Source organism: Marinobacter sp. B-21 (genome assembly GCF_056857895.1).
Map to the genome: position 1 here is coordinate 96,079 of NZ_JBSXNZ010000060.1, position 23,844 is coordinate 119,922.

Annotated in this window: 23 protein-coding genes; 9 read left to right on the forward strand and 14 right to left on the reverse strand. The window is 59.2% G+C overall.

Annotation, left to right across the window (positions count from 1 at the left end; translation table 11 throughout):
- Nucleotides 1-54 precede the first annotated feature (54 nt).
- Nucleotides 55-3,684: a bifunctional proline dehydrogenase/L-glutamate gamma-semialdehyde dehydrogenase PutA gene (gene putA, locus AC13C0_RS06630; RefSeq protein WP_482954167.1), complete on the forward strand. Its 3,630-nt coding sequence runs from the start codon at nucleotides 55-57 to the stop codon at nucleotides 3,682-3,684.
- 30 nt (nucleotides 3,685-3,714) lie between these two features.
- Here the strand turns inward: putA and AC13C0_RS06635 are convergent, their stop codons facing one another.
- The 9 genes from AC13C0_RS06635 to AC13C0_RS06675 form a co-directional block, all read right to left on the reverse strand.
- Complete coding sequence (locus AC13C0_RS06635) at nucleotides 3,715-4,650, reverse strand: 5-oxoprolinase subunit C family protein (RefSeq protein ID WP_482954168.1); 936 nt, start codon at nucleotides 4,648-4,650, stop codon at nucleotides 3,715-3,717.
- The gene (pxpB, locus tag AC13C0_RS06640) at nucleotides 4,640-5,332 is read right to left on the reverse strand and encodes a 5-oxoprolinase subunit PxpB (protein ID WP_341582455.1); all 693 of its coding nucleotides are present in this window, start codon (nucleotides 5,330-5,332) and stop codon (nucleotides 4,640-4,642) included. Before pxpB ends, AC13C0_RS06635 begins: the two co-directional genes overlap by 11 nt.
- Nucleotides 5,329-6,063, reverse strand: a complete 735-nt coding sequence (locus tag AC13C0_RS06645) for a 5-oxoprolinase subunit PxpA (protein WP_117617958.1) — start codon at nucleotides 6,061-6,063, stop codon at nucleotides 5,329-5,331. Before AC13C0_RS06645 ends, pxpB begins: the two co-directional genes overlap by 4 nt.
- Before the next feature lie 31 nt (nucleotides 6,064-6,094).
- On the reverse strand, nucleotides 6,095-7,402 hold the full coding sequence (locus AC13C0_RS06650) for a TRAP transporter large permease (protein ID WP_482954169.1): 1,308 nt from the start codon (nucleotides 7,400-7,402) through the stop codon (nucleotides 6,095-6,097).
- A complete protein-coding gene (locus AC13C0_RS06655) occupies nucleotides 7,402-7,920 on the reverse strand; it encodes a TRAP transporter small permease (protein WP_117617956.1) in 519 nt (172 codons plus the stop codon). Before AC13C0_RS06655 ends, AC13C0_RS06650 begins: the two co-directional genes overlap by 1 nt.
- 58 nt (nucleotides 7,921-7,978) lie before the next feature.
- A complete protein-coding gene (locus tag AC13C0_RS06660; protein ID WP_117617955.1) occupies nucleotides 7,979-8,944 on the reverse strand; it encodes a TRAP transporter substrate-binding protein in 966 nt (321 codons plus the stop codon).
- A gap of 50 nt (nucleotides 8,945-8,994) precedes the next feature.
- Nucleotides 8,995-9,810, reverse strand: a complete 816-nt coding sequence (locus tag AC13C0_RS06665; RefSeq protein WP_117617954.1) for a putative hydro-lyase — start codon at nucleotides 9,808-9,810, stop codon at nucleotides 8,995-8,997.
- Nucleotides 9,811-9,878: 68 nt separating this feature from the next.
- Complete coding sequence (locus tag AC13C0_RS06670; RefSeq protein WP_117617953.1) at nucleotides 9,879-10,811, reverse strand: LysR family transcriptional regulator; 933 nt, start codon at nucleotides 10,809-10,811, stop codon at nucleotides 9,879-9,881.
- 22 nt (nucleotides 10,812-10,833) lie between these two features.
- Nucleotides 10,834-11,535, reverse strand: coding sequence for a lytic transglycosylase domain-containing protein (locus AC13C0_RS06675; RefSeq protein ID WP_117617952.1), 702 nt, complete (start codon nucleotides 11,533-11,535; stop codon nucleotides 10,834-10,836).
- Nucleotides 11,536-11,699: 164 nt separating this feature from the next.
- On the opposite strand from AC13C0_RS06675, the gene AC13C0_RS06680 reads away from it, so the two are divergent.
- Together AC13C0_RS06680 and AC13C0_RS06685 are read left to right on the forward strand one after the other, a co-directional pair.
- Nucleotides 11,700-12,224 carry a shikimate kinase gene (locus AC13C0_RS06680; RefSeq protein WP_117617951.1) on the forward strand — a complete coding sequence of 175 codons (525 nt, stop codon included), beginning with the start codon at nucleotides 11,700-11,702 and terminating at the stop codon, nucleotides 12,222-12,224.
- Nucleotides 12,225-12,301: 77 nt separating this feature from the next.
- Nucleotides 12,302-12,793 (forward strand): hypothetical protein, encoded by a 492-nt coding sequence (locus AC13C0_RS06685; RefSeq protein WP_227539471.1) that lies wholly within the window; start codon nucleotides 12,302-12,304, stop codon nucleotides 12,791-12,793.
- A 54-nt stretch (nucleotides 12,794-12,847) separates the two neighbouring features.
- On the opposite strand, the gene AC13C0_RS06690 is transcribed toward AC13C0_RS06685, so the two are convergent.
- Nucleotides 12,848-13,546, reverse strand: coding sequence for a pseudouridine synthase (locus tag AC13C0_RS06690; protein WP_482954170.1), 699 nt, complete (start codon nucleotides 13,544-13,546; stop codon nucleotides 12,848-12,850).
- Between the two features lie 55 nt (nucleotides 13,547-13,601).
- Between AC13C0_RS06690 and AC13C0_RS06695 the strand changes: the two genes are divergently transcribed.
- From AC13C0_RS06695 to rarD, 5 genes are all read left to right on the forward strand, one after another.
- Nucleotides 13,602-13,841, forward strand: coding sequence for a TIGR02647 family protein (locus tag AC13C0_RS06695; protein ID WP_117617950.1), 240 nt, complete (start codon nucleotides 13,602-13,604; stop codon nucleotides 13,839-13,841).
- Nucleotides 13,842-13,901: 60 nt separating this feature from the next.
- Nucleotides 13,902-14,636, forward strand: coding sequence for a TVP38/TMEM64 family protein (locus AC13C0_RS06700; RefSeq protein ID WP_117617949.1), 735 nt, complete (start codon nucleotides 13,902-13,904; stop codon nucleotides 14,634-14,636).
- A complete protein-coding gene (locus AC13C0_RS06705) occupies nucleotides 14,633-16,828 on the forward strand; it encodes a hypothetical protein (RefSeq protein WP_482954171.1) in 2,196 nt (731 codons plus the stop codon). The genes AC13C0_RS06700 and AC13C0_RS06705 overlap by 4 nt, the downstream gene beginning before the upstream one ends.
- 103 nt (nucleotides 16,829-16,931) lie before the next feature.
- Complete coding sequence (locus AC13C0_RS06710; protein WP_117617947.1) at nucleotides 16,932-17,819, forward strand: DMT family transporter; 888 nt, start codon at nucleotides 16,932-16,934, stop codon at nucleotides 17,817-17,819.
- Between the two features lie 25 nt (nucleotides 17,820-17,844).
- Complete coding sequence (gene rarD, locus AC13C0_RS06715; protein WP_117617946.1) at nucleotides 17,845-18,735, forward strand: EamA family transporter RarD; 891 nt, start codon at nucleotides 17,845-17,847, stop codon at nucleotides 18,733-18,735.
- Nucleotides 18,736-18,745: 10 nt separating this feature from the next.
- Here the strand turns inward: rarD and AC13C0_RS06720 are convergent, their stop codons facing one another.
- Nucleotides 18,746-19,636, reverse strand: coding sequence for a haloalkane dehalogenase (locus AC13C0_RS06720; protein WP_117617945.1), 891 nt, complete (start codon nucleotides 19,634-19,636; stop codon nucleotides 18,746-18,748).
- A gap of 373 nt (nucleotides 19,637-20,009) precedes the next feature.
- On the opposite strand from AC13C0_RS06720, the gene AC13C0_RS06725 reads away from it, so the two are divergent.
- On the forward strand, nucleotides 20,010-20,792 hold the full coding sequence (locus AC13C0_RS06725; RefSeq protein ID WP_341582450.1) for a substrate-binding periplasmic protein: 783 nt from the start codon (nucleotides 20,010-20,012) through the stop codon (nucleotides 20,790-20,792).
- Between the two features lie 27 nt (nucleotides 20,793-20,819).
- Here AC13C0_RS06725 and AC13C0_RS06730 read toward each other — a convergent pair whose 3' ends face one another.
- From AC13C0_RS06730 to AC13C0_RS06740, 3 genes are all read right to left on the reverse strand, one after another.
- A complete protein-coding gene (locus tag AC13C0_RS06730) occupies nucleotides 20,820-21,332 on the reverse strand; it encodes a DUF2244 domain-containing protein (RefSeq protein WP_341582449.1) in 513 nt (170 codons plus the stop codon).
- Nucleotides 21,333-21,482: 150 nt separating this feature from the next.
- Nucleotides 21,483-22,172: a response regulator gene (locus tag AC13C0_RS06735; protein WP_482954172.1), complete on the reverse strand. Its 690-nt coding sequence runs from the start codon at nucleotides 22,170-22,172 to the stop codon at nucleotides 21,483-21,485.
- A complete protein-coding gene (locus AC13C0_RS06740) occupies nucleotides 22,169-23,788 on the reverse strand; it encodes an ATP-binding protein (protein ID WP_482954173.1) in 1,620 nt (539 codons plus the stop codon). Before AC13C0_RS06740 ends, AC13C0_RS06735 begins: the two co-directional genes overlap by 4 nt.
- Nucleotides 23,789-23,844: the final 56 nt, after the last annotated feature.

Sequence of the window (23,844 nt, forward strand, 5' to 3'; positions counted from 1 at the left end):
CTTTGTTGATATCGGTAGAATGCCGGGGAGACAAACAACTAAGAGGGTACAGCTATGAGACCGCAGCAATCAGAGACGCCAGAGCTTGTTGATAGCCGGCAGGCGATCCGTGAATACATTCTTGCTGATGAGCACAAGGTGATCCACGAGATGATTGCTGGCGCCCAGTTGTCCCAGGCTGAGCGGGATGCCATTTCCACCCGTGCGGCCGACCTGGTACGCAACGTCCGCAATAACGCCAAGTCCACCATCATGGAGAAGTTCCTGGCGGAGTATGGCCTGACCACCAGGGAAGGCGTTGCCCTGATGTGTCTGGCTGAGGCGCTGTTGCGCGTGCCTGATAACACCACCATCCACGAACTGATTGAAGACAAGATTACGTCGGGTGCCTGGGGCAGTCACGTGGGCAAGGCATCATCATCGCTTATCAACACCGCGACCGTTGCCTTGCTGATGACCAGCAACCTGCTCAAGGATTCCGAGCGCAACACCGTGGGCGAAACCCTGCGCAAGCTGCTCAAGCGTTTTGGTGAGCCGGTGATTCGTACTGTCGCTGGCCAGGCGATGAAAGAGATGGGCCGCCAGTTCGTACTGGGCCGCGACATCGATGAAGCCCAGGACGAAGCCAAGGACTACATGGCCAAGGGCTATACCTATTCCTATGACATGCTGGGTGAAGCTGCCCGCACGGATGACGACGCCAAGCGCTACTACGACGCCTACTCCAATGCGATCGACAGCATCGCCAGGGCGAGCAAGGGCGATGTGCGCAAGAATCCGGGCATTTCCGTGAAGCTGTCGGCCCTGTTGGCCCGTTACGAGTACGGCAACAAGGAGCGGGTGATGAACGAGTTGCTGCCCCGTGCCCGCGAACTGGTCAGGAAGGCGGCGGCCGCCAATATGGGGTTCAATATCGACGCTGAAGAGCAGGACCGTCTTGATCTGTCCCTCGACGTCATTGAAGCGCTGGTGTCGGACCCTGAGCTGGCCGGATGGGATGGCTTTGGCATTGTGGTTCAGGCCTACGGCAAGCGCTCGTCCTTCGTGATCGACTGGATTTACGGGCTGGCCGAGAAGTACGACCGCAAGATCATGGTGCGTCTGGTCAAGGGCGCCTACTGGGATGCCGAAATCAAGCGCGCCCAGGTGATGGGCCTGAATGGCTTCCCGGTGTTCACCCGTAAGGCCTGCAGTGATGTCGCTTTCCTCTCCTGCGCCACCAAACTGCTGAACATGACGAACCGCATATACCCGCAGTTCGCCACTCATAACGCCCATTCCGTCTCCGCCATTCTGGAAATGGCCAAAACCAAAGGCGTGGACAATTACGAATTCCAGCGTCTGCACGGCATGGGCGAGTCCCTGCACAACGAAGTGCTGAAAGTCAGTGGTGTGCCCTGTCGCATTTACGCGCCGGTTGGTCCCCATAAGGATCTGCTGGCGTACCTGGTGCGTCGACTTCTGGAGAACGGGGCCAACAGCTCCTTTGTTAACCAGATTGTCGATACCAGCATAAGCCCGGAAGAAATCGCGAAAGACCCCATTGTCAGCGTGGAAGATATGGGCGACAACATCTCCAGCAAGGCGATTGTGCATCCGTTCAACCTGTTTGGTGAGAACCGTCGCAACTCCAGGGGCTGGGACATCACGGACCCGGTCACCGTGAAAGCAATCGAAGACGGTCGTGGTGCTTACAGGGAGTATCGCTGGAAAGGCGGGCCTGTGATCGCCGGTGAAGTCGCCGGTACCGAAGTCCAGGTGGTGCGCAATCCGGCGGATCCGGATGATCTTGTCGGGCACGTCACACAGGCCTCTGAAGCGGATGTGGACGCTGCCATTACTGCGGCGACGGAAGGCTTCAGGAGCTGGTCGCAGAAGTCTGTGGAAGAGCGTGCAGCCTGTGTTCGCAAGGTCGGTGACCTCTATGAGGAAAACGTCGATGAGCTGTTCGCACTGACCACCCGCGAGGCCGGGAAATCGCTGGCGGATGCCATTGCCGAAGTTCGCGAAGCAGTGGATTTTTCCCAGTTTTACGCCAATGAAGCGATCCGCTACAAGGACAGTGGTGACGCCCGCGGGGTAATGTGTTGTATCTCGCCCTGGAACTTCCCGCTGGCGATTTTCACCGGGCAGATCCTGGCAAACCTGGCGGCGGGTAATACTGTCGTTGCCAAGCCGGCCGAGCAGACGTCCCTGCTGGCGGTGCGGGCCGTTGAACTGATGCATCAGGCGGGTATTCCCGAAGATGCCATCCAGTTGCTTCCGGGTACCGGTGCCACCGTCGGCGCCGCGCTGACCTCCGATTCCCGTGTCAGTGGTGTCTGCTTCACCGGCTCCACCGCAACCGCCCAGCGCATCAACAAGGTCATGACCGAAAACATGGCCCCGGACGCGCCGCTGGTGGCGGAAACCGGTGGCCTGAATGCCATGATTGTGGATTCCACCGCGTTGCCGGAGCAGGTTGTCCGTGACGTACTGGCGTCCTCGTTCCAGAGCGCCGGCCAGCGTTGTTCGGCGCTGCGCATGCTGTACGTGCAGAAGGACATTGCCGACGGTCTTCTGGAAATGCTTTTCGGTGCCATGGAAGAGCTGGGCATTGGCGATCCCTGGTTGCTGTCCACGGATGTGGGGCCGGTGATCGACGAGAACGCCCGCAAGAAGATTGTCGACCACTGCGAGAAGTTCGAGCGTAACGGTAAGCTCCTGAAGAAACTGCCGGTTCCCGGGAAGGGGCTGTTTGTGTCTCCGGCGGTGCTGAGCGTGAGCGGCATCGAGGAGCTGGAAGAAGAAATCTTCGGGCCGGTACTCCATGTGGCCACCTTCGAGGCCAAGAACATCGACAAGGTGGTGGATTCGATCAACGCCAAGGGCTATGGCCTGACCTTTGGTATCCACAGCCGGGTTGACCGTCGGGTGGAACGCATCAGCAGCCGGATCAGGGTGGGTAACACCTACGTGAACCGGAACCAGATCGGCGCCATTGTCGGCTCCCAGCCGTTTGGTGGCGAAGGCCTGTCGGGCACTGGTCCCAAGGCGGGTGGTCCGCAGTACGTTCGTCGCTTCCTGAAAGGTAAGACAGTTGAGCGTGAAGCGGATTCGAGCGCCAAAAAGGTGGACGCAAAACAGCTCCAGAAGCTGATTGGCCAGCTCGACAAGCTGAGCGCACCGAAGCCGGAAGCCCGGGCCGAGGCCCTCAGACCCATCTTCGGGGAGGTTCCCGAGCCGCTGGATGCCTACGTGGAAGCTTTGCCGGGACCAACGGGCGAGACCAACCGCCTGTCCAACCATGCCCGTGGTGTCGTGCTCTGTCTGGGGCCGGACAAGGAAACCGCTCTGGAACAGGCCGGTACGGCGTTGTCCCAGGGCAACAAGGTGGTCGTGATTGCTCCGGGTGTTCAGGAAACGGTAGACAGCGCCGCCAGGGCAGGACTGCCGGTCGTTGGCGTTGAAGGGCTGCTGGCGCCGGAAGCATTGGCCACGGCAGAGGGCTTCGAGGCGGTGGTGAGTTGCGCCGGCCAGGCCTTGCTTAAGGCGTATCGCGAGGCCCTGGCCAGGCGTGACGGTGCCTTGCTGCCACTGATCACCGAGCATACCCTGGATCAGCGGTTCGTGATCGAGCGCCACCTGTGTGTGGACACCACCGCTGCCGGTGGTAACGCAAGCCTGATTGCCGCATCCGAGTAAACCGGATGTGGCCGGAAAGCCCGGCCGGTGTCAGTCCCCGCTGACGCCGAGCCGCAGGCGACGGTTGAACAGCAGCCGTTGCGCTTCCGCCCCGGCGACATCTCCAAGGTAAAAGCTGACGCTGGCTCCTGGCCCCCGTTGTGCCAGGTGACCAGCATCCAGTGCGCTCAGGCAACCGATCTTGGGGTAGCCGCCGATGGTCTGGCGGTCTTTCATCAGCACGATTGGCTGACCGTCACTGGGTACCTGAATCGCCCCATAGGCAATCCCTTCCGAGACAATCCCGTCCAGATCCGAATGAATGGCGTCGCCTTGCAGGCGGTAACCCATTCTGTCGATGTTCTGGGTGACTTCGTAGTCGTCCGAGAAAAACTTCATGCGCTGAACAGGGGGAAAGTGGCGGAACTGGTAACCGGGAAGCAGGCCCAGGCGGAGTGGCTCACGGTAATCCGGGATTTCGGTGTCCGGCAGGGCTGCATCAACCAGGTTGTCGGTTTTTGCGAACCCGATCCGGTCTCCTTTCGCCAGTTTCGCACCGTTGCCGTGCAATCCTCCCAGACCTTCCCGACTGACCGTCGCGCAACTGCCGAGCTTCATGGCCGGCTTGAATCCCCCGCGGACCGCAAGATAGGCGCGCAGACCGTTCACCGGGGCGGTGAATTCAAGGCGATCCCCACGGCTGATCCGATAGGTCCGCCAGGGTCTGATATCCCGGTTGTTCAGGCGGGCGCCAAGATCACCACCGGTGATGGCCATGCTGGTGTCATCGTGCGCCAGCAGGCTGAACCCGCCAAAAGTAATCTCAATCTGGGGAGCGTTAAGGTCATTGTCCAGCAGGCGGTTTGCCCAGAAAAAGGCAAACTCATCCATCGGACCGCCCGCGGTCACGCCGATGTGCTGGTAACCGCGACGACCAGAATCCTGCATAAGTGCAAGCATGCCGGGGGCGAGAACCTCAAAGCTCATCAAGGCTTCCTCCCAGGTCAATGAATTCCTGCCGGCTGATGGGGCGGAAGCGCACCTGGTCGCCAACCTGAACCAGCGCCAGGGACTCACTCTCCCAGTCAATCATTGGTTGCGGCGTGCGGCCGATGATCTGCCAGCCACCCGGTGTGGAGCTTGGGTAAATCGCGGTCTGTGTCCCGGCCAGGCCGACGCTGCCGGTGGGTACTTTCAGTCGGGGGGTCGATTTCCGCGGAATGGCAATCCGTTCATCGGTGCTTCCCAGGTAGGCAAAACCCGGAGCGAACCCGATGGCATAGACCTGATACGACGGTTCGCTATGGATGCGGACAACCTCTTCCTCCGTCAGCCCGGAGTAGTCGCAGACCTCGCTCAGGTCAAGTCCGACCTCCGCACCATAGTACACGGGTAGCTCAACGACGCGTGCTGATGCGCCCTCCGCGTTTGCGTCTTCAGTCTCGCTGGCAGCGCTCCTCAGCCGGCGGGCAATTTCGAACCGGTCGGCGCTTTCAAGATCCCATGTCACCAGAATCGAGGTATACGAGGGGATCAGGTCCACCAGGATATCCGCCATGGAGCGGCGAATTCCGTCGGTTACCTGTTTCACCAGCCTTGCGGACTCAGCGCCGATCTGATCGCCAAGGTACACCATGCAGGTGTTTTCATTGACCGACTCAATCTTCATGCCGACTCGACGACCCGGCGCATGTGCCGTGCGGCATCAACCGCGTGGTAGCTGTCACCATGAATACAAATGGTGTCCGCCTTGATCGGGATCCGCTTTCCGGAAATGGTGGTGACGGTGCCTTCCCGGATGATCTGCGTGACCTGTTGTTCGATCGCCTCGGTGGTCTCGTGGACGGCGCCCCGGACCGACCGTTTCACCAGTCTGCCCTCGTCGCTGTAGGCGCGATCTGAAAACGCCTCGAACCAGACCTGAATGCCGTATTCTTCAGCCCGCTCCTGAACCTGCGGCCATTCGGGCGTTGCCATGACCACCAGGGGGCAGTGTGGCGCATAGGACCGGACGGCCGACATCACGACGGACAGGGTCGTGTTGTCGACCATCATCCGGTTGTAGAGAGCGCCGTGGGGCTTCACGTATTCGATGGCCGCGCCGTGAACCCGGCAAATGCCATCGAGGGCCCCCATCTGGTACACCAGAATGGCCTTGAGCTCGTCCGGCCGGCAGTCCATGTCCCGGCGGCCGAACCCCAGCAGATCCGGGTAGCCGGGGTGGGCGCCGATCGTCACGTTCCGGGCCAGCGCCAGCTTCACGGTATGGTCCATGGTCAGTGGATCGGAGGCGTGGAAACCGCAGGCGATGCTGGCCATGTCAATGTAGGGCATGACTTCGGCGTCCATGCCCTTGGTCCAGGTGCCGAAACTCTCACCCATGTCGCAATTAAGTTTCATCGCGTATCTCCGGAAAACGTTGTTTGGTGCATTATCTCTGACTCATGGTCTGAGGCAGATAGGTGGCAATCTCCGGGAACCAGCCGATCAGGAAAAGCGCCGCCATGATCAGCAGGAAGAAAGGCAGCGCTGCCCGGGCAACGTAAAGAATGTCCTTGCCTGTCAGGGACTGGATGACGAACAGGTTGAAGCCCACCGGGGGCGTAATCTGGGCCATCTCAACCACCAGTACGATAAAGATACCGAACCAGAGCAGATCGATGCCCGCCTGCTGAACCATTGGCATGACAACCGCCACGGTGAGAACCACGACGGAGATACCGTCGAGGAAGCAACCAAGGAGAACAAACAGGATCGTAAGGCTTACCAGAAGCTCAAACGAGGACAAGGACATGCCGCCGATCCAGGCAGCCAGCTCCCTGGGGATGCCGAGAAAACCCATGGACAGCGTCAGGAAATGCGCGCCAACCAGGATCAGGCCAATCATGCAGGAGCTTATTACGGCGCCCAGCAGGCTGTCCTGAAAGCTCCGGACACTCAGGGAGCCGGTCGTCGCCGCAAGAATCAGGGCGCCGAAGACACCCAGGGCCGCCGCCTCGGTCGGTGTCGCAAAACCGGTATAGATAGAACCCAGCACAAAAATGATCAGCCCGAGAATCGGAAGCAGCATTCTCAGTGCCTTGATTTTGGCGCTAAACGAAATGTGTTCCTTTTTGCTCTTGGGCAGTTGATCTTTGTTCAGGGCTGCCCAGATCATGGTGTAGCCCATGAACATGATGACCAGCATGAGCCCGGGCAGTGTGCCGGCGACGAACAGCCGGCCGATGGACACCTCCGCGGCAACGCCATAGACAATCAGAATGATGGACGGTGGGATCAGGAGCCCCAGTGTGCCCGAGCCGGCCAGGGTGCCTACCGCCATTTTGTCGCTGTACCCCAGAGCTTTCAGTTCCGGCAGTGTCATGCGACCGATGGTTGCCGCGGTGGCTGCGGAAGAACCTGAGACGGCGGCGAAAATGCCGCAGCTTAGGATATTCACATGCAGCAGCTTGCCCGGCAGGCCGCCCATCCAGGGCGCCAGACCTTTGAACAGGTCCTCGGACAGCCGCGTCCGGAACAGAACCTCTCCCATCCAGATAAACATCGGCAGTGCGGTCAGCGACCAGCCAGTGCTGGCGCCCCAGCTGGATGTGGCAAACAGCAGGCCAATCTGGTCATTTCCGGAGAGAAGCAATCCCAGGACGCCGATGGCGACCAGGGTCAGTGCGACCCAGACCCCGAGCGCCAGCATCAGGATCATGGAGACGGCCAGGACAATGGAGAGAAACGCAACGTCCATTACACTTCCTCCAGGTTGATTTCGTTTTCATGCTGCTGGTAGGACGGTGTGCGCTTCCGGATGACGGCAATCAGGTCGTCGAGGATGGCGATGTTCAGGGCCAGCATGCCCAGCCCGACCGGAATCTGGGGTATCCAGAGCGGTATCGGGATATAGCCGTGGGAGACTTCCCCGAAGATGTAGGATTCCCAGACCATGTGCCAGCTATAGAACGTCATGTAACTGGCGAGTCCGAAGCCGAAAATCAGCACTGACAGTTCCTGGATATAACGCGGGCGTCCGCTCCACTTCTGAATGACCAGTGTTACCCTGATGTGTCCGCCTTCGTGAAAGGTGTAGGCCAGGCCGAAAAAGGTGGATGCGGCGAGGGCGTAACCCGACACGTTCTCTGCTGATGGAATGATGAAACCGAATATGCGCCCAACGATCTGGGCAAGGATCACCACCATGATCAGCGCGATACAGAAGCCCGATGCGTAGCCGGATGCCAGGTAGAACTTGTCTCGAAGAGAGCTCATGACCGATGCCTCTCAGGGGAGCCCCTGAGCCGTCAGGAAGCTCCCTGTGAATGAATCTTCAGCGATAGCGGGACAGAATGGCGCCGACTTCCTCCGGAGCTTCCTGCTCCCACTCCTTCACCATGATGTCCCCGATCTTCTGAAGCTCGGCCATCAGTTCATCCGACGGTTCGGAGACGATGATGCCATGTTCTGCAAGGGTTGCCGTGTCTTCGGCGGCGGTTTTGCGAACGCCTTTCCAGCCTTTCTCTTCGGCCGCGGCGGCAGCATCAAGGATAACCTTCCGCTGCTCGTCGCTCAGCCGGCGGAACGCCCGTTTATTGGCAACAACAACGTTCTTGGGAATCCAGGCCTTTATATCAGTATAGTGGGAGAGGTAATCCCACGCCTGGCCGTTGGCGCCGGTGGATGGTGAGGTGATCATCGCGTCAATAATACCGGTGCTGAACGCCTGCGGAATTTCGGGAACCTGTACGGTGGTGGGTGTTGTGTTCATCAGGTCCGCGAGGCGCGAAGTCGACGGGCTGTAGGCGCGCATCTTCAGGCCCCTGAGATCTTCCAGTGTGTTTACCGGTGCCTGGGTGTAGAGGCTCTGGGCCGGCCAGGGGACAGCGTACAGCAGCGTCATGCCTTCCTTGTCCAGCTGTTTCTCAATCTCGGGTTTTGCGGCTTCCCAGAGCTTTTCGGCGTCTTCAAAGGTTGTTGCCAGGAACGGAATGTTATCGTGCTTGAAGACCGGATGAGTGTTACCCATGATGCCGATGAAAATCTCTCCCAGTTGCACCTGACCGGTCCGGACGGCTCTCGGGATTTCCGGGTGCTTGACCAGGGACGCGCCAGAGTGAACTGTGATGTCGATGTCGCCATCCGTGCCGTTTTTGATGTCCTCGGCAAACTCATAGGCGATCTGGGTGGGCAGGTTGGCGTCGCCATAGGGCGTCGGCATGTGCCACTGGTCGGCCTGGACGGATGAGGTGAACAGCGCCCCGGTAACCAGGGTGGCTGTAGCGAGTTGTTTAAACATAACGAATCTCCTGTGCTTTTGTTGTTGTCACCTTCAAAGGGTCTGGTGGCTCAGAGTACCGCCAGCTCTTCATTCAGCCGCTCTGTCAGCAGCATTTTTCCCGGTACGTGGGTTATTGCGATCGGCAGGCGGGCATGTTCCAGAGCCAACTGGGGGGTAACTCCGCAGGCCCAGAACAGCGGAAGCTCGCCCGGCCGGATGGTTACCGGATCTCCGAAATCGGGTTTGTTGATGTCCTGAATTCCAATCAGTTCCGGATCGCCAATGTGTACGGGTGCTCCATGGGCCTTGGGAAGGCGTGTCGTCACCTGGATCGCCCGGATGGCATCGGCACTGGCGAAAGGGCGCATTGAAACCACCATGTTGCCGTGGAATCGGCCTGAGGGTCGGGTGGTAATGTTTGAGCGGAACATGGAAACATTCAGGCCCTGTTCGACGTTTCTCACCGAGAGGCCTGCCCGGCTCAGGGCGTCTTCGAAGGAAAACGAACAGCCAAGAACAAAGGTAACGAAATCGTCCTGCCACAGGCTTTTAATGTCACTGACTTTTTCACTGCGCTCGCCATTCCTGAAGACCTGGTACTCGGGTACATCGGTGCGGATATCCAGGTCCTGGCCCAGGTCAGGCAGGTTCGGGTCGCCGGGCCGGGAAACGCCGATCAGCGGGCAGGCAACCGGGTTATTCTGACAGTATAGAAGAAATTCTCCCGCCCACTCGGAGGGCAGGATGACCACGTTGCCCTGAAGCAGGCTGTTCGCGACTCCGCTTGTGGTGGCGGTGTGCGTACCCGAGCGAATGCGTGCCCGCAGTTCTGAGGCCTGCTCAAGCAGGCTGGCCTTGAAATCGGAATACGCACTTGTGTGCATGTCGGTAACCCCTGATTGAAATTGTTATCTGCAACTAATTTTCAGGGTATACCGAGCCGTGAAAATGTCTAATTATCGTTTTTTAGACCTGACGATAACATTTCGTGATGAGGCGCTTGTGCATACTCACTGGAGACCCTGACAGCCAGGTTGGCTGCCAGCTCCGCGACCGGGTTAAAGGGGACGCCTGGGTAAGAGGCGGTAAAGGCAAGTTCCGATGGCGTCCATGATGTCTGGAGTTGAACCAGTCTGCCGTTGTCCAGTTCGTGCTCGATCACGCTCAGGGGGAGCGTGGAAATGCCGATGCCATCCAGGGTTAATTGCCGGCAGGCGGCGAGGGAACTGGACGAATAGAACCGGGCGGGCAGTTCGTCGAGTTCACTGAACTTCTGGCTGATCTCGGCAAATGGTCTGGTATTTCTGGCGTAGGTGATGATGGGCCATTGCGCCAGTTCCTTGAGATCCAGGCGACTGTCGGGCAGGTTCAGCTCCGGGCTGGCCACCCATACCAGTGGAAAGCTGCAGAGCTCGCGGTTTTCGATCTTCGGTTCGGAGACCGGGCCCATCAGGAAGGCCAGATCCAGACTCCGGTCCAGCAAACCGGTGCGAAGATTCCCGGTAACATCCACGGTTATCTCAACATCAAGGTTGGGTACTGTCTCGTTCAACTCCCGAAAGAAACGGGGCAGCCACGAATGGACAATGGTTTCCGAGACGCCCAGCCGAAGAATGCCGGACAGCAGGGCAACCCGGTCGGCCCGTTTACGCAGCTGCTGGGCCATGAAAACAATTTTTTCGGCGTAGGGCAGCAATTCCTGCCCCTTGCTGGTCAACTGTGTATGGCCTGACTCCCGCTCGAACAGCTTGACGCCCAGCTCTTCCTCGAGTGCGGCGATGCGGTTGGAAATGGCAGGCTGGGTTGTGTACTGACGTTCGGCGGCCTTGCGAAAGCTCCCGAGTGTGGCCACCCAGATAAAGGATTCCAGACGTTTGAAGTTCATTGGTTTCTGACCTCCAAAGGGCCTATCGGGCAGCGTAGCGCTCGTGGAGGATGCCAACCCTCTCGACATAGGCCTTCGTTTCGGCGTATGGGGGAACGTCCCGGTAACGGCTCACAGCGCCGGGACCGGCATTGTAGGCGGCGGTGGCCAGTCGGGTATCGCCGTTAAAACGGTTGAGCATCCTTGCCAGGTAGTGGACGCCGCCCCGGATGTTCTCCGCCGCGGCCAGTGCGTTGCGGACGCCAAGCTCCTCAGCCGTGCCAGGCATAAGCTGCATCAGCCCCTGGGCGCCAATCGGCGAAAGCGCTTTCTCGTTGAAGGCTGATTCGGCGTGAATGACAGCTCGGACCAGGGCCGGATCGACACCAAATTCCCGGGCGGCTGACTGGATCTCTGATCGGAAAGGTTTGGTGAAAAGCGGTGTCTTGCGCCAGTCTACCGTGGACTCCGGATCACACGCATAGCAATGAAACCTGATGACATCGAACTCCGCGCCGGCTGGCTGGATGCCGCTGTAGGCCACCACGCCGTTTTCATCCGTGTACCGGTAAACCGTATCGTTACCGGTGGAGGCCCGGGGTTGGCTGGTGCTTTTCACGTTGGTGAATTCGACCGTGCCATCCGGGTGGGCAATGCGCTTGATGCCATCCGCCAGGATGGGTGCGGAAAGGCCAAACAGCAAAGCGGCCAGTGATGGGATCAGTCGTGATCTGCCGGTTATCATGATTCACTCGTGAAAGATGCGGTCAACGGTCGGCTCAAGGCGTTCTTGCAAGCCGGCTTTCCCGGGATTATACGGCCTTGCGAGGTTGAATAAAGCGCGCACTTTGTCGGAAAAATGTTACGTTCCGGGTATCGCCAGCCAGTTCTCATTTACCGGGAAAAATCATGGATAACCAGACCAACACCCGAAACCTTGTTCTTATCGGCATGCCCGGTAGCGGCAAGAGCACCGTTGGGGTGTTGCTGGCCAAGCGACTGGGACTGGGGTTCATCGATACCGATCTGCTCATCCAGGAAGACGCCGGGCGCACCCTGCAGGAAATTATAGACCAGGATGGCTATGAAGCCCTGCGCCACATCGAGGAGCAGGTGTTGCTCAAGCTGGATGTTCAGCACAAAGTGATCAGCACCGGCGGCAGTGCAGTCTACAGCGCCCGTGCCATGGCGCACCTCAAGGCGAACGGGACAGTGGTCTTTCTGGATATACCGCTGGATCTGGTCATGGACCGAATCGGTGATCACAGCATGCGGGGCATTTCCCGGCGGCCGGATCAGTCCCTGGAGGCGTTGTTTGAAGAGCGGTTTGCCTTGTACTCCCGCTACGCGGACCTGATTGTGAAAGGCGCAGGGCTGAATCAGGATGAGGTCTGCGACGCCGTCGTGCAGAGGCTTTTTTCAGGTCAGCCGTGAGTCAGCATTAGGGTTAGTTAAGGTGTATGTAACCAGACAAGGCTGCTAAAGTTCAGGGAAACATTCAGGAGTGATTAATGATGATGAAGCCATTAGCTTATGTGCTTACCCTGGTGTTTGTGGGGATGGTCCCAGCGGCCGTTCTGGCCGAGTCCGCTTCGGATTCGTCTTCGGATTCGTCTGTGGAGGCGTTAAAGAAGGAAACCCGGGAGCTGGGTAAGGCCCTGAAAGAGTATGGTTCCGATCAGAAAGAGCAGGCAGAAGATTCCATCAATAAAACACTGTCTGCTCTGGATCGGCGCATCGAGGAACTTGAGCAACAGCTCTCGGAAAACTGGGACGACATGAGCGACCTCGCCCGGGAGCGCTCCCAGAAGAGCCTGGAATCACTGCGGGAACAACGGGCGCGTGTGCAGAACTGGTATCAGGAGCTCAAAGCCAGTTCAGCATCTGCATGGGAACGTGCCCGTAAGGGGTTTTCCGAGGCCTATGAAGCTCTTTCGGAGCAGTGGAGTGATACCGAGGAGGAGCTTGAAGAGGAACCGGACAAGCGGGCTGGCAGCATCTGACCGGATCGCCGTCGCCTCCATTGAGCCCCAGGCACAAGCTGGGGCCAGGCCAGATCAATTGCGGACGGAGCAGACCTCCTGGATAGTCAGGGGCCGGTAATCACCCGGTGGCAGCGCTTCGTCCAGCCGGATGTCCCCCATGCTTTCCCGATGCAGGGCAGTTACGCGGTTGCCCGCGGCATGGAACATTCGCTTTACCTGATGATAGCGCCCTTCATAGATCGTAACCCGCGCTTCCCGGGTGTCGAGTACGTCCAGCTGGGCCGGCGAGGTCGTCAGTTGTTCGAATTCAAACCAGATGCCCTGGGCAAACAACGTTTCTGTCTGCTTCGATATAGGGCCGGCGGTGGTTACCCGATACACCTTCGGGATCTTGACCCGGGGCTCCGTGAGCAGCCGTGACCATTGGCCGTCGTTGGTGAGGATCAGCAGGCCGGTGCTGGCCCGGTCCAGTCTTCCGGCAATGTGCAGGTCGGGGCGTAACGCCGGGGCAATCAGATCCAGAACAGTTTTGTGCGTATCATCGAGCGTGGCGCTGAGGTAGCCAGCGGGTTTGTGGAGCATGAGATAGCGGGCGGGCTCGCCGGCCTGAATTATCTCTCCATCCACCTGTACCCGTGCAAACCGGTCGACCTCAGATGCAGGTTCCCTGCATGGGGCGCCGTTCACAGTTACCCGGCCGGAGGCGATCAGGAAATTGGCCTGACTGCGACTGATTCCATTACGGTTGCTGAGAATTCGTGAAAGCTTCATGGTGTGAATCGGCTATGCTGAGTGTAAATCCCTGACCATAATACGAGGAAATGCCATGCCATTCTCTGTTGATCATCTCGCGGAACTCAATCTTCTGGGTCGGTTCCCGTCCACCTCGAACCAGGAAGGGCTGAAGGTGCATGCCCACTCGGCGGCTCCGGAAATGGTGAGGGCCGCGGAGAACCTGTATTCCAAGGGACTGATCAGCCAGAGGGATGGCGGCTACCTGACGCCACTCGGGGCGGAAGCGGTGGAGCTGACCCAGAAACTTCAGTCGATACTCAGTACTCCCTGAACAGACGGGCGCCGGCTCGTCCCTTTGAGACCCGGTGCGCTCTCGCGTTAGGGTTAGAGCATGAGTGACTGGAAGAAATCGCCGTTTCTGTGGATGGCGGCCAGCATCGCCGGAGTCGGATTGGTTGTTGGTCTGCTCTACGCGCTGGGCGTTCACAAGCAGGTCGTGGACCTGCTGCGCTGGTTTGATGCCCAGGGGCTCTGGGCGGCGGTTTTGTTCATCGGCATCATGGTGCTCGCCATGGTGTTCCTGTTCCCGGGCATACTGCTGACAACCGGCGCCGGTTTCGTCTTCGGTGTGCTTGAGGGCACCACCTATGTGGTGATCGGCACCACACTGGGGGCGGCGGCCGCTTTCCTGATTGCGAGGCACTTTCTCGGTGAGCACGCCCATGTGTATATCCGCAATCGCGCACGGCTTTCCATGGTGAGCAACGAGATGGCGCCCCATGGCTGGAAAATCGTGTTGCTGACGCGTCTGATCCCCTTCTTTCCGGGAAAACTTTCCAACTTTCTGTTCGGTCTCACCAATTTCTCGTTTGGTGGCTTCGTTGCGGGCACATTTTTTGGTGTTATTCCGTTCTCGCTTCACAACGTGTATCTGGGCTCACTGGCGGCGGATCTGTCGACTCTGGGAATGAGGGAGTCCGGCCGAACGCCTCTTGAGTGGGCTATTTACGGTGCCGGTTTCGCAGGTACGGTATTGGCGGTGGTGTTTCTCAATCGCCTCGCCCGGCGGGCACTGGCCCGGTACAAAGTCGAGACCGAGCCAACGGACCGGGAGACGAAGCAATGAGCTGGATGAAGTGGTTGCCCTGGCGGTATCTGGTGAAACGGATGGCCCATCGCCATGGTTTTCTGGATCCCATAGCGCTGTTGGCAAAACTGCACAGTTTTGCCCAGCCTTCGGAGGTGGGGGAGCCGATTGAATTGCTGAGAGCCGGTGTGGTGTTCCATGCCCGGGGACTGATCAACAGCCGGGTGATTCAGCATAACCTGGACTGGGTCTGGCCATACTGGATTGAGCGGCAGTTTGACCCCGGGGACGTGGCGTTTATTCCCCGGGCGTTTTCCATTACCCATATCAACCTGAGTAACCGTAACTGGACGGCCATCGGACAGCCGGATGTGGCCGAGTTGCCGGTGGTTGATCCCCGGGGCCTGCTGACACCTTTTTATGACGGATGGTCTCTGGATGCCTGGGTGCTGGCCGATGACGGCCGCTGCTTGCTGCCCTCCCGCTGCAAGACTGCCCGGCAGCGTCAGGCGTTTGAGGATGGTCCCGTGGTAGTGACCGATTCAGAATTGGGCGGGTTGAGCCTGACCAGTCGCTCCCGGGTCGTGGTGGAAAATGGCAAGCCGGTTTGTGAGCTGTTGCTGAGGGCGAGGTCAGGAACCTCTGGCTCACTGGTGCTCTCACTGCGACCGGCAAACCCGGAGGGCATCAGTTTTATCAATCGGGTAAGTCTGTCGGGGCAGCGCGATGCCTGGACCGTTGATAGAAAGCAGACCGTGTTTTTCAGCCGGCCGGCCGAGCGTCATCACGTCTCGGACTATCGGCAGGGCGATGTGCGGATTCACCTCCAGGACAATCAAGACCAGAGCCAGGGCAAATGCGATGTTGGCATGGTCACGGCAGCGGCGCTGTTTCCGATGCGGGCCGGAGAGGTCTCGGAGCTTACCGTAAGGGTTCCGCTGTCGGACGAGTCGGCTCCGGCGATTCGGCCGGACAGCTGGCTCGGTGCCCTGGAAGGGTATGCCCAACTGGAATGCCCCGATGAATCCTGGCAGTTCCTCTACGATGCCGCTATCCACTCCCTGGTGCTGCACTCACCGGAGGATGTCTATCCCGGCCCCTACACCTACAAGCGCTTCTGGTTCCGCGATGCCGCGTTCATTATTCACGCCTTGCTCTGCGTCGGGCTGACGGACCGCGCCGAGCGCGCGCTGCATCAGTTTCCCCACCGGCAACTGAAAAACGGCTATTTCCGTTCCCAGGAAGGGGAGTGGGACGCGAACGGCGAGGTGCTCTGGATTCTGAGGCGTTTCCACGAACTGACCGGCCGGGCCCTGCACCGTCGATGGCAAGAACCGGTGCGCAAGGGCGCCCGCTGGATCCAGAAAAAGCGTCTGAGCGATACCCTGGACAAGCCCCATGCAGGTCTGTTGCCGGCCGGCTTCAGCGCCGAGCACCTGGGGCCCAATGACTATTACTACTGGGACGACTTCTGGGGGATAGCCGGCCTGAAAGCCGCTGAGGAGCTGCTCAGACCTGTCGACCGGGAAGCCAGCGAGCACTTCGGCGCCGGTGCCCGGGAATTTGCCCAGACCGTTGATCGCAGCCTGGCAACCTGTGCTGAGCGCCTGAAACGCCCGGGCATGCCGGCGTCACCTTACCGCCGGCTGGATGCAGGCGCCATCGGTTCGCTGGCGATAGGGTATCCCACCCAGCTGTGCAGGCCGGATGACCCGAGGTTGCTGGACTGTGTCGAATTCCTGCTTGAGAAGTGCTTCGTGAAAGGGGCCTTCTACCAGGACATGATTCACTCGGGCCTCAATGCCTACCTGACATTCCATGTTGCCCAGGTGCTATTGCGGGCAGGGGACCTCCGTTATCTGGAACTGGTGGACGCCGTCGCCGGGCTGGCATCGCCTACCGGACAGTGGCCAGAGGCCATTCATCCCGGAACCGGAGGCGGTTGTATGGGGGACGGGCACCATGTCTGGGCATCGGCAGAGTGGGTAATGATGGTACGCAACTGCTTCGTACGGGAGGAGGGCGACCGGCTGGTTTTCTGTGCGGGCGTCCCGCCCCGCTGGCTCGAACAGGGCAAACCCATCCGGTTCGGACCGGCACCGACCAGCTTCGGAACCGTTTCGATAGCCATTGAGCCCCGGCCTGGCGATACGCCGGACGTGACCTGGCGAGGAAACTGGCATCGTGGCGAGCCCGACATCGAAGTGAAGCTCCCTGAGGTTCGCCCGTGACAATCTGTACTGGTCGTGAAACGGGTTTTCTGTATCTGTTTTGTTTGCCTGCTAACTTATAAACTAAGCTGACTGACAGATACATCGAATCCGGTTGCGATACATGCGCTCACTGTTCTACTCGTTTTTTGTCCCCGCACTCTTTGTCTGGCTGTGGAGTACCGGTTTTATCGGCGCCAAGTATGGTTTGCCGTTTGCCGAGCCCTTTACCCTGCTGCTGATCCGCATGCTGATGACGCTGGTGCTGCTTGCGGGGCTGGCCTGGATCATGAAAACCCGCTGGCCGGGCTGGCGCGGTGCCGGCCATCTGGCGGTTACCGGCGTGCTGGTGCATGGCTGCTATCTCGGCGGCGTGTATTACGCCATCCAGGGGGGCATGGCCTCAGGGATCGTGTCATTGATCGTGGGTCTGCAGCCCCTGGTGACCGCGGCTGCGGCCGTTGCCATTCTCAAAGAATCCGTCAGTGCCCGGCAGTGGGTTGGGCTGGCCCTGGGCCTGGTGGGTGTTGCCCTCGTTCTGCTTGAAAAATTTGGTGCTAACGGCGCCGGTTCAGGATTTTCACCCTGGAGCCTGCTCTGGGCGCTTTTTGCACTTGCGGGTATCTCCATGGGCACGGTTTACCAGAAGCGTCATGGCACCGGCGCCGATCTGGTGGCGGGCACCCTGATTCAGTACGCCGCCGCAGCCACGTTCTTTGCGATCGGCGCATTCACCCTGGAAACCCGCGAGGTGGAGTGGAGCCTGCAACTCCAGTTATCCATGGCCTGGCTGGTGTTCGGGGTGTCGATCGGCGCCATCCTGCTACTGATGTGGCTGATCCGCCAGGGCGCCGCCTCTCAGGTTGCCAGTCTGTTTTACCTGGTGCCGCCGGTAACCGCGCTGGAAGCCTATCTGCTGTTTGATGAGCGACTGGGTGGGCTTGCCATGACGGGCGGCCTGATTGCGATTGTCGGCGTGGCCTTGGTGGTTACCCAGAAAAAACCGGCTTAACAAGGATTCCCGGAATGATTCACGGATGACGGAAGTGACCAAAGGCGTCTGGTATGGTCTTAGTGCCTATACCATCTGGGGCTGTTTCCCTCTGTTCTTCGCCCTGTTTGAGGGGGTGCCGGCGTTTGAGATCCTGATTCACCGGATAATCTGGTCCTGCGTTTTCCTTGCCCTTGTCATCAGTGGGCTTCAGCGCTGGTCCGCAGTGCGGGCCGCCCTCGCCAACCCGGCACAGCTCTGGCGGGTGCTGGGCTGCGCCTTGCTCATTGCGGCTAACTGGGGCATCTATATCTATTCCGTGGAAACCCGCCATGTTCTGCAGGCCAGTCTCGGCTATTTCCTGACCCCGCTGGTGAATGTTGCCCTGGGTATGCTGGTGCTTCGTGAGCGCATGGGGCCATGGCAGATGACCGCCGTGGTGCTGGCGGGCATAGGTATCCTTATCCAGTTGGTGATGCTCGGGCAACTGCCGTGGATCTCCCTGGCGCTGGCTGTCAGCTTTGGAACCTATGGCCTGCTGCGCAAACAGGTGGTACTGGATGGTCTGTCCGGCCTGTTCGTGGAAACCATGCTACTGCTTCCCGTGGGCCTGCTTGCCTTTGGCTGGCTCGCGCGCGAAGGGCTGTCCCATTTTGGCAACAGTGCTTACATCGCTGCCCTGCTGATGGCCAGTGGCATTGTCACTGCCATCCCGTTGCTGCTGTTCGCAGGCGCCGCCCGGCGTTTGCGATTGGCGACGGTCGGCTTCCTGATGTACATCAACCCGACCCTGCAGTTTTTTATTGCGCTACTGGTGTTCGGCGAGCCATTGAGCGATGTCCAACTGGTCAGCTTTGTGGTGATCTGGATCGCACTGGGGCTGTATAGCTGGTCGTCCTGGCACTACCGGCCCAGGATGCCGGTCGGCCAGGACTGAGTGGCACCGGTCAGGTCAGGGTGGCGAGCAGGTTATTGATTGCCCGGGCAAAGGGCACGGGTGAATCCTCCTGAAGAAAGTGACCACCCTTTAGGGTGACATGGGGCTGGCCTTTCGCGCCCGGAACTCGCTTTTGCATATAGGCATCACCCCCGCGGGTAATCGGGTCGCCATTGCTGAAGGTGGTCAGAAAAGGCTTTTCCCAGCGCTCCAGTACCTTCCAGGCGTTACGGTTGGCCTCGCTCGCCGGGTCGTTCGGGTGCATCGGAACCAGGCGTGGGAAGGCCCGAGCACCCACTTTGTATTTCTTGTTTGGAAAAGGTGCGTCATAGGCTCGCAGTTCATCGGGGCCCAGTTTCCGGAACGAGCCGGTGTTGATGATCCGGGCAATGGGGAACCACGGGCTGTGCAGCGCGAAGTTCTTCCAGATCCTGAAGGCCGGCGGCGCTTTCTGGTCTCCGGTTGGCAGCATCCCGTTACCCACCACGATGGCCCGGAAACGGTCCGGGTTTTCTGCCGCGAGCCGCAAGCCGAGCAAAGACCCCCAGTCCTGGCACACCAGCGTAATGTTTTCCAGTTCCAGTTGGTCAATGAACGCCTGCATCCAGTCCATGTGCTGCTGATAGCTGTAATCATCGATGGCTGTTGGTTTGTCCGATTTGCCGAAGCCGATCAGATCCGGTGCGATCACCCGGTGGCCGGCCGCCGCACAGACCGGAATCATGTGGCGGTAAAGATAGGACCAGGAGGGTTCACCATGCATCATGAGGACCGGGCTGGCTTCGGCTGGGCCCTCATCCACGTAGTGCATGCGCAGCCCATCCAACTCCACATAATGCGGGGCAAAGGGATAATCCAGCAGGCGTTCAAAGCGTTTTTCGGGGGTTCTGACAAAATCCATGGCACTTGCCTTGTTGTTCATTATTGGGAGGAAATGATCGTGGGAAACGTGCCCGATTGAGTTTGCCCAGTCTCCCTTGAGACGTCAATTTCAATACAGGCCAGCCAAACGAAACCCGACGACCAAAGACAGGGACCAACGATGGCCCGCCGGCGGCCTTTGAACCCCCGGGCACTCTTTTCAGATACGTTTTGTCACTGACTTTTTCAGCGGGACGCGCAATCATGGGTTTTACTGGCAGAATTGACCATAATGGCTGGCGTTAAGTGCCAAACTGCCGCTTTTTCAACCATATTGCTGCCTATGGCTATCGCTGAATTGATTCCAGGCGCTCGATCTTCATTCCATCTGAATCGTCGAAAAGGACAAGAGAATGCCCACTGAACGTGAATCGGTCTCCTCAAAGGTTATGAGAGGCATTAAATGCGGCGTGATGGCGCTGGCAATGTCTGCTCTCGGCCAGACCGCTCTGGCGGCCGAACGCCTGTATATTTTTACTGAAAACTACCCGCCCTATAACACCTCTGAATCCGGAAAAGGCTTCGCCCACAGCGAAGAAGACATTACCGGTATTTGTACCGATATGGTGAAGGCCATACTTGCCCGTGTGGAATACGATTACGTGATGAAAATGCGGGACTGGAGCTATGCCTACGACTGGGTTCAGGATCGGGAAAATCATGGCCTTTTCTGCACGGCCCGGACCGATCAGCGGGAAGATCAGTTCCAGTGGGTAGGGCCACTGGCGTCCATCAAATGGACGTTATTTGGCGCACCGGACTCCGACATTACACTGGATTCGCTGGAAGATGCCAGGGATCTGAGAATTGCCGGCTACAAGGGCGATGTCATGTCCGGGTATCTGGTGGACCAGGGCTTCAATGTTGTTATGGGCATCTCGGGTGATGTCAATGCACGTCGCCTGACGCTGGGCCAGGCGGATCTGTGGGTGACCGATGGCCTTGTCGGTCCGCTGGTGGCTGAAGAAGAGCATGGTATTACCGGCCTCAAGCCGGTGCTGGTGTTTCGCGAGACGCCCATGTATCTGGCCTTCAGCACCAACACAGATCCGGCCATCATCGCGGATTTGCAGCAGGCGCTGGATGAGGCACGCAAGGCGGGCGAAATCGACAGGATTGTGGCCCATTACGAATAACTGCTGGGGGTTATCCCTGAAAGGAACTCAGAACCAGAGCCCGATTTGCGAATCGGGCTCTTTACGTTCTATAGCCACTCCACGGGATTCCAGAAGTTCAACGAGAATGGTGGTGTCGTCAATGTTGAGGAACTGCCCCAGAGGAACATCCATATCGCGATGAGTGAGCGCCAGTTTCGCCGGAGCAAACGGATGTTCCGGAGCATTGACCCGGAGGCGGGCATACCGTCTCGGCAGGGTCCACTCCGCCTGTTTCCGCTCCCTGCCTTTCTCGATGTGGATATCGGTATCGTCGATGGTCAGCACTTCCCGCCGCTGACAATCGCGGGAAGTAAGGTAGATGCCGGATGCCAGTGCGATTAGTTCCAGGCCGGCAAAAGGAATGATCACCCAGGCACCCGCGAGACTGAAGCCTGTGGTGGTGACGGCGGAGACAGCAAAAAGGCACAGCCAGACCCTGATGTTGCCTTTCCAGCTCAGGGAACGGTTCGGGGTAAGCAGTAACCGGAGGCCCTCCGGGCATTGTAAGCGCTCCACCATGGGCAGTGCCTCAATCGTTTGCCGGCCATTTCACTTGATAATAGTCAATCGTACGGCAGGTGCCTGGCAAACAGACCTCGCAGTGGACTGGCTGCGATTGTCGGAACCGCGTCCTGGCGGCGCTCACGCGACTTTAAACGGAGCCCCGGTTCAGTGATGGTGGGGACAGTATCGCCGTTCCGGGCGCCCGACACTGCCGTAGGTGACTTCCGCCGACAGTTCCCCGGATCCAACCAGATACTCCAGATAGCGGCGGGCAGTGGTGCGCGAGGCCCCGATGGCGCCTCCAACCTCTTCAGCGCTTTGGTGGCCGCCGCTCGCCATCACCTCCCGGATCTTGTCGAGGGTCAGCGCATCAATGCCTTTGGGCAGGCGTTCGTCCCCGGAGGAGGTGTCGTCACTGGTGCTTCGGGGTAGTAGTGCGTCCACTTCCTTCTGGGCGACCTGGTGCAGACCGGACAACCGCTCCCGGTGTTCACGGTACCGGTTGACAGCCTCCTGCAGCCGTTCGAAAACGAGAGGTTTGAGAATGTAGTCGAACACGCCGCCCCGAAGAGCGCTGCGCAGGGTGTCGACTTCCTTGGCGGCGGTAATCAGGATGACATCACTGCCGCTGTCTGCCGCCCGTAGTTCCCGCAATAACTCAAGGCCATTGCCGTCTGGAAAGTACACGTCCAGCAGGATCAGGTCCGGTGTCAGAACATCAATCTGATCCCGGGCGTCGGCCAGGGTGTGGGCGATGCCGCAGAGTTCGACCTGCTCCAGTCGTTCTACGAACCGTCGCTGAATCTCCGCTATTTTGCGGTCATCCTCGATGATCAGGAGTCGAATGGGGGTCAACTGGTTTTCCTCGCTTCCGGTGTCTTGGGTAAGTATAGAGTAAAGCGGCTACCTCCGGTCGACAGGCTTTCAACAATGACTGAGCCGCCCCAGCGGTTAAGGAATAATCGCACAAGGTGGAGACCAATACCGTGTTCATCGCCCTCCTTGCTGCTAACCCCCTTCTCGAAAATCTTCTGCTGGGCCGCCTGGGGAATACCGGGCCCCTGGTCTTCCACCTCGAAGATCAGTTCCTGACCGAGATCGGTCATGGAGAGCTGGACACGGCCACCTTCGCCAGTGTGCAACCGGGTTGCTTCCAGGGCGTTGTCGATCAGGTTGCCGAGAACGCTGACCAGTTGGTCTCTGGGCAACTGCTCGGGAATGTCAGCCATCTGGCTGCCCGGATCAATGTCCAGGTGCAGGCCCATTTCCCGGGCCCGGTTGTATTTGCCCAGCAGGCAGCCGGCCAGGACCGGGTCGGGCACCGCGTCCAGCAGCAGGTGCAGCAGTGCCTGGTGATCGCTGACCTCGCTCCCGATCAGGGCCAGGGCCTCGTCGGTGGCGCCAATCTGGATCAGGCCGGCAATGGTGTGCAGTTTGTTGGAGTACTCGTGGGTCTGGCTACGCAAGGCATCGGCGTATTGCTGGATGCGGGTCAGCTGGCGGCTGACCTGGTCCACCTCATCACGGAGCCGGAAACTGGCCACCACGCCAATGATGTCGCTGTCGTCCCGCACCGGGAGCCGGTTCACAATCATTTGCCGGCCACGCAGCCATACCTCCCGGTCGAAATCAGGAATGCCGGACTCCAGCACCGACAACAGGTCGCTTTCCGGTAATACCGAAAGCACCGGCTGGCCGGCCAGGGGTGTTTCCGGTTTCAGCCCCAGGGTGTCCAGGGCGGTGCGGTTGACGGTGGTAATCAGACCTTCCCGGTTGATGGCAATGATGCCTTCACGAACCGATTGCAGCGTTGCATCCCGTTCCCGGAACAGCCGGGCGATTTCCTCGGGTTCCAGGCCAAAGATCGCCCGTTTGAACCGACCGGCAATCACAATGGCCAGGAGGATAGTGATCATCAGCATCACACCGATCACCCCGTAAAGCACAAAATTGTACCGTGCAATGGTGGCTTCAACCTGCGCCAGACTGTAGCCCACCGACACAATACCGATGATCTCGCCGGTGCCCGGTATTATCACCGGCGCCTTGCCGCGCATGGACTCGCCCAGGCTGCCCAGAGCTCTGGCCACATAGGCTTCACCATGTACAAGGGCCTGGCGGCCATAATCACCATCGTCGTCTGCCATGGAGTGACCCAATCGGGTTGGATCCGGGTGGGCCAGGCGGATGGCCTTCTGATCACCGATCACGATAAACAGGGCTTCGTTGGTTTTCGCCAGCCGGGCCGCCAGGTGATTGAGTTCTGGCACATCCCGGTTCTGAATGCCTGAAATCACCGCCGGTGTGGCGGCCACGGTCTTGGCGACCATCAAGGCCCGCTGGCCGATCTCGTCGTACAGGGATTCGCTCAGGTAATAGCCGGCAAACACGCCAATCAGGATCGTCTGTAAGGCACCGACGAGCCCGAGGGTGAGAATCATGCGGGTTTTGAGTTTGGTTTTTCGGAACACGATACGGACTGCTGGTGTTGTTGTCGTTTGCTCATCAGGGTAATGCACGGTGGCGC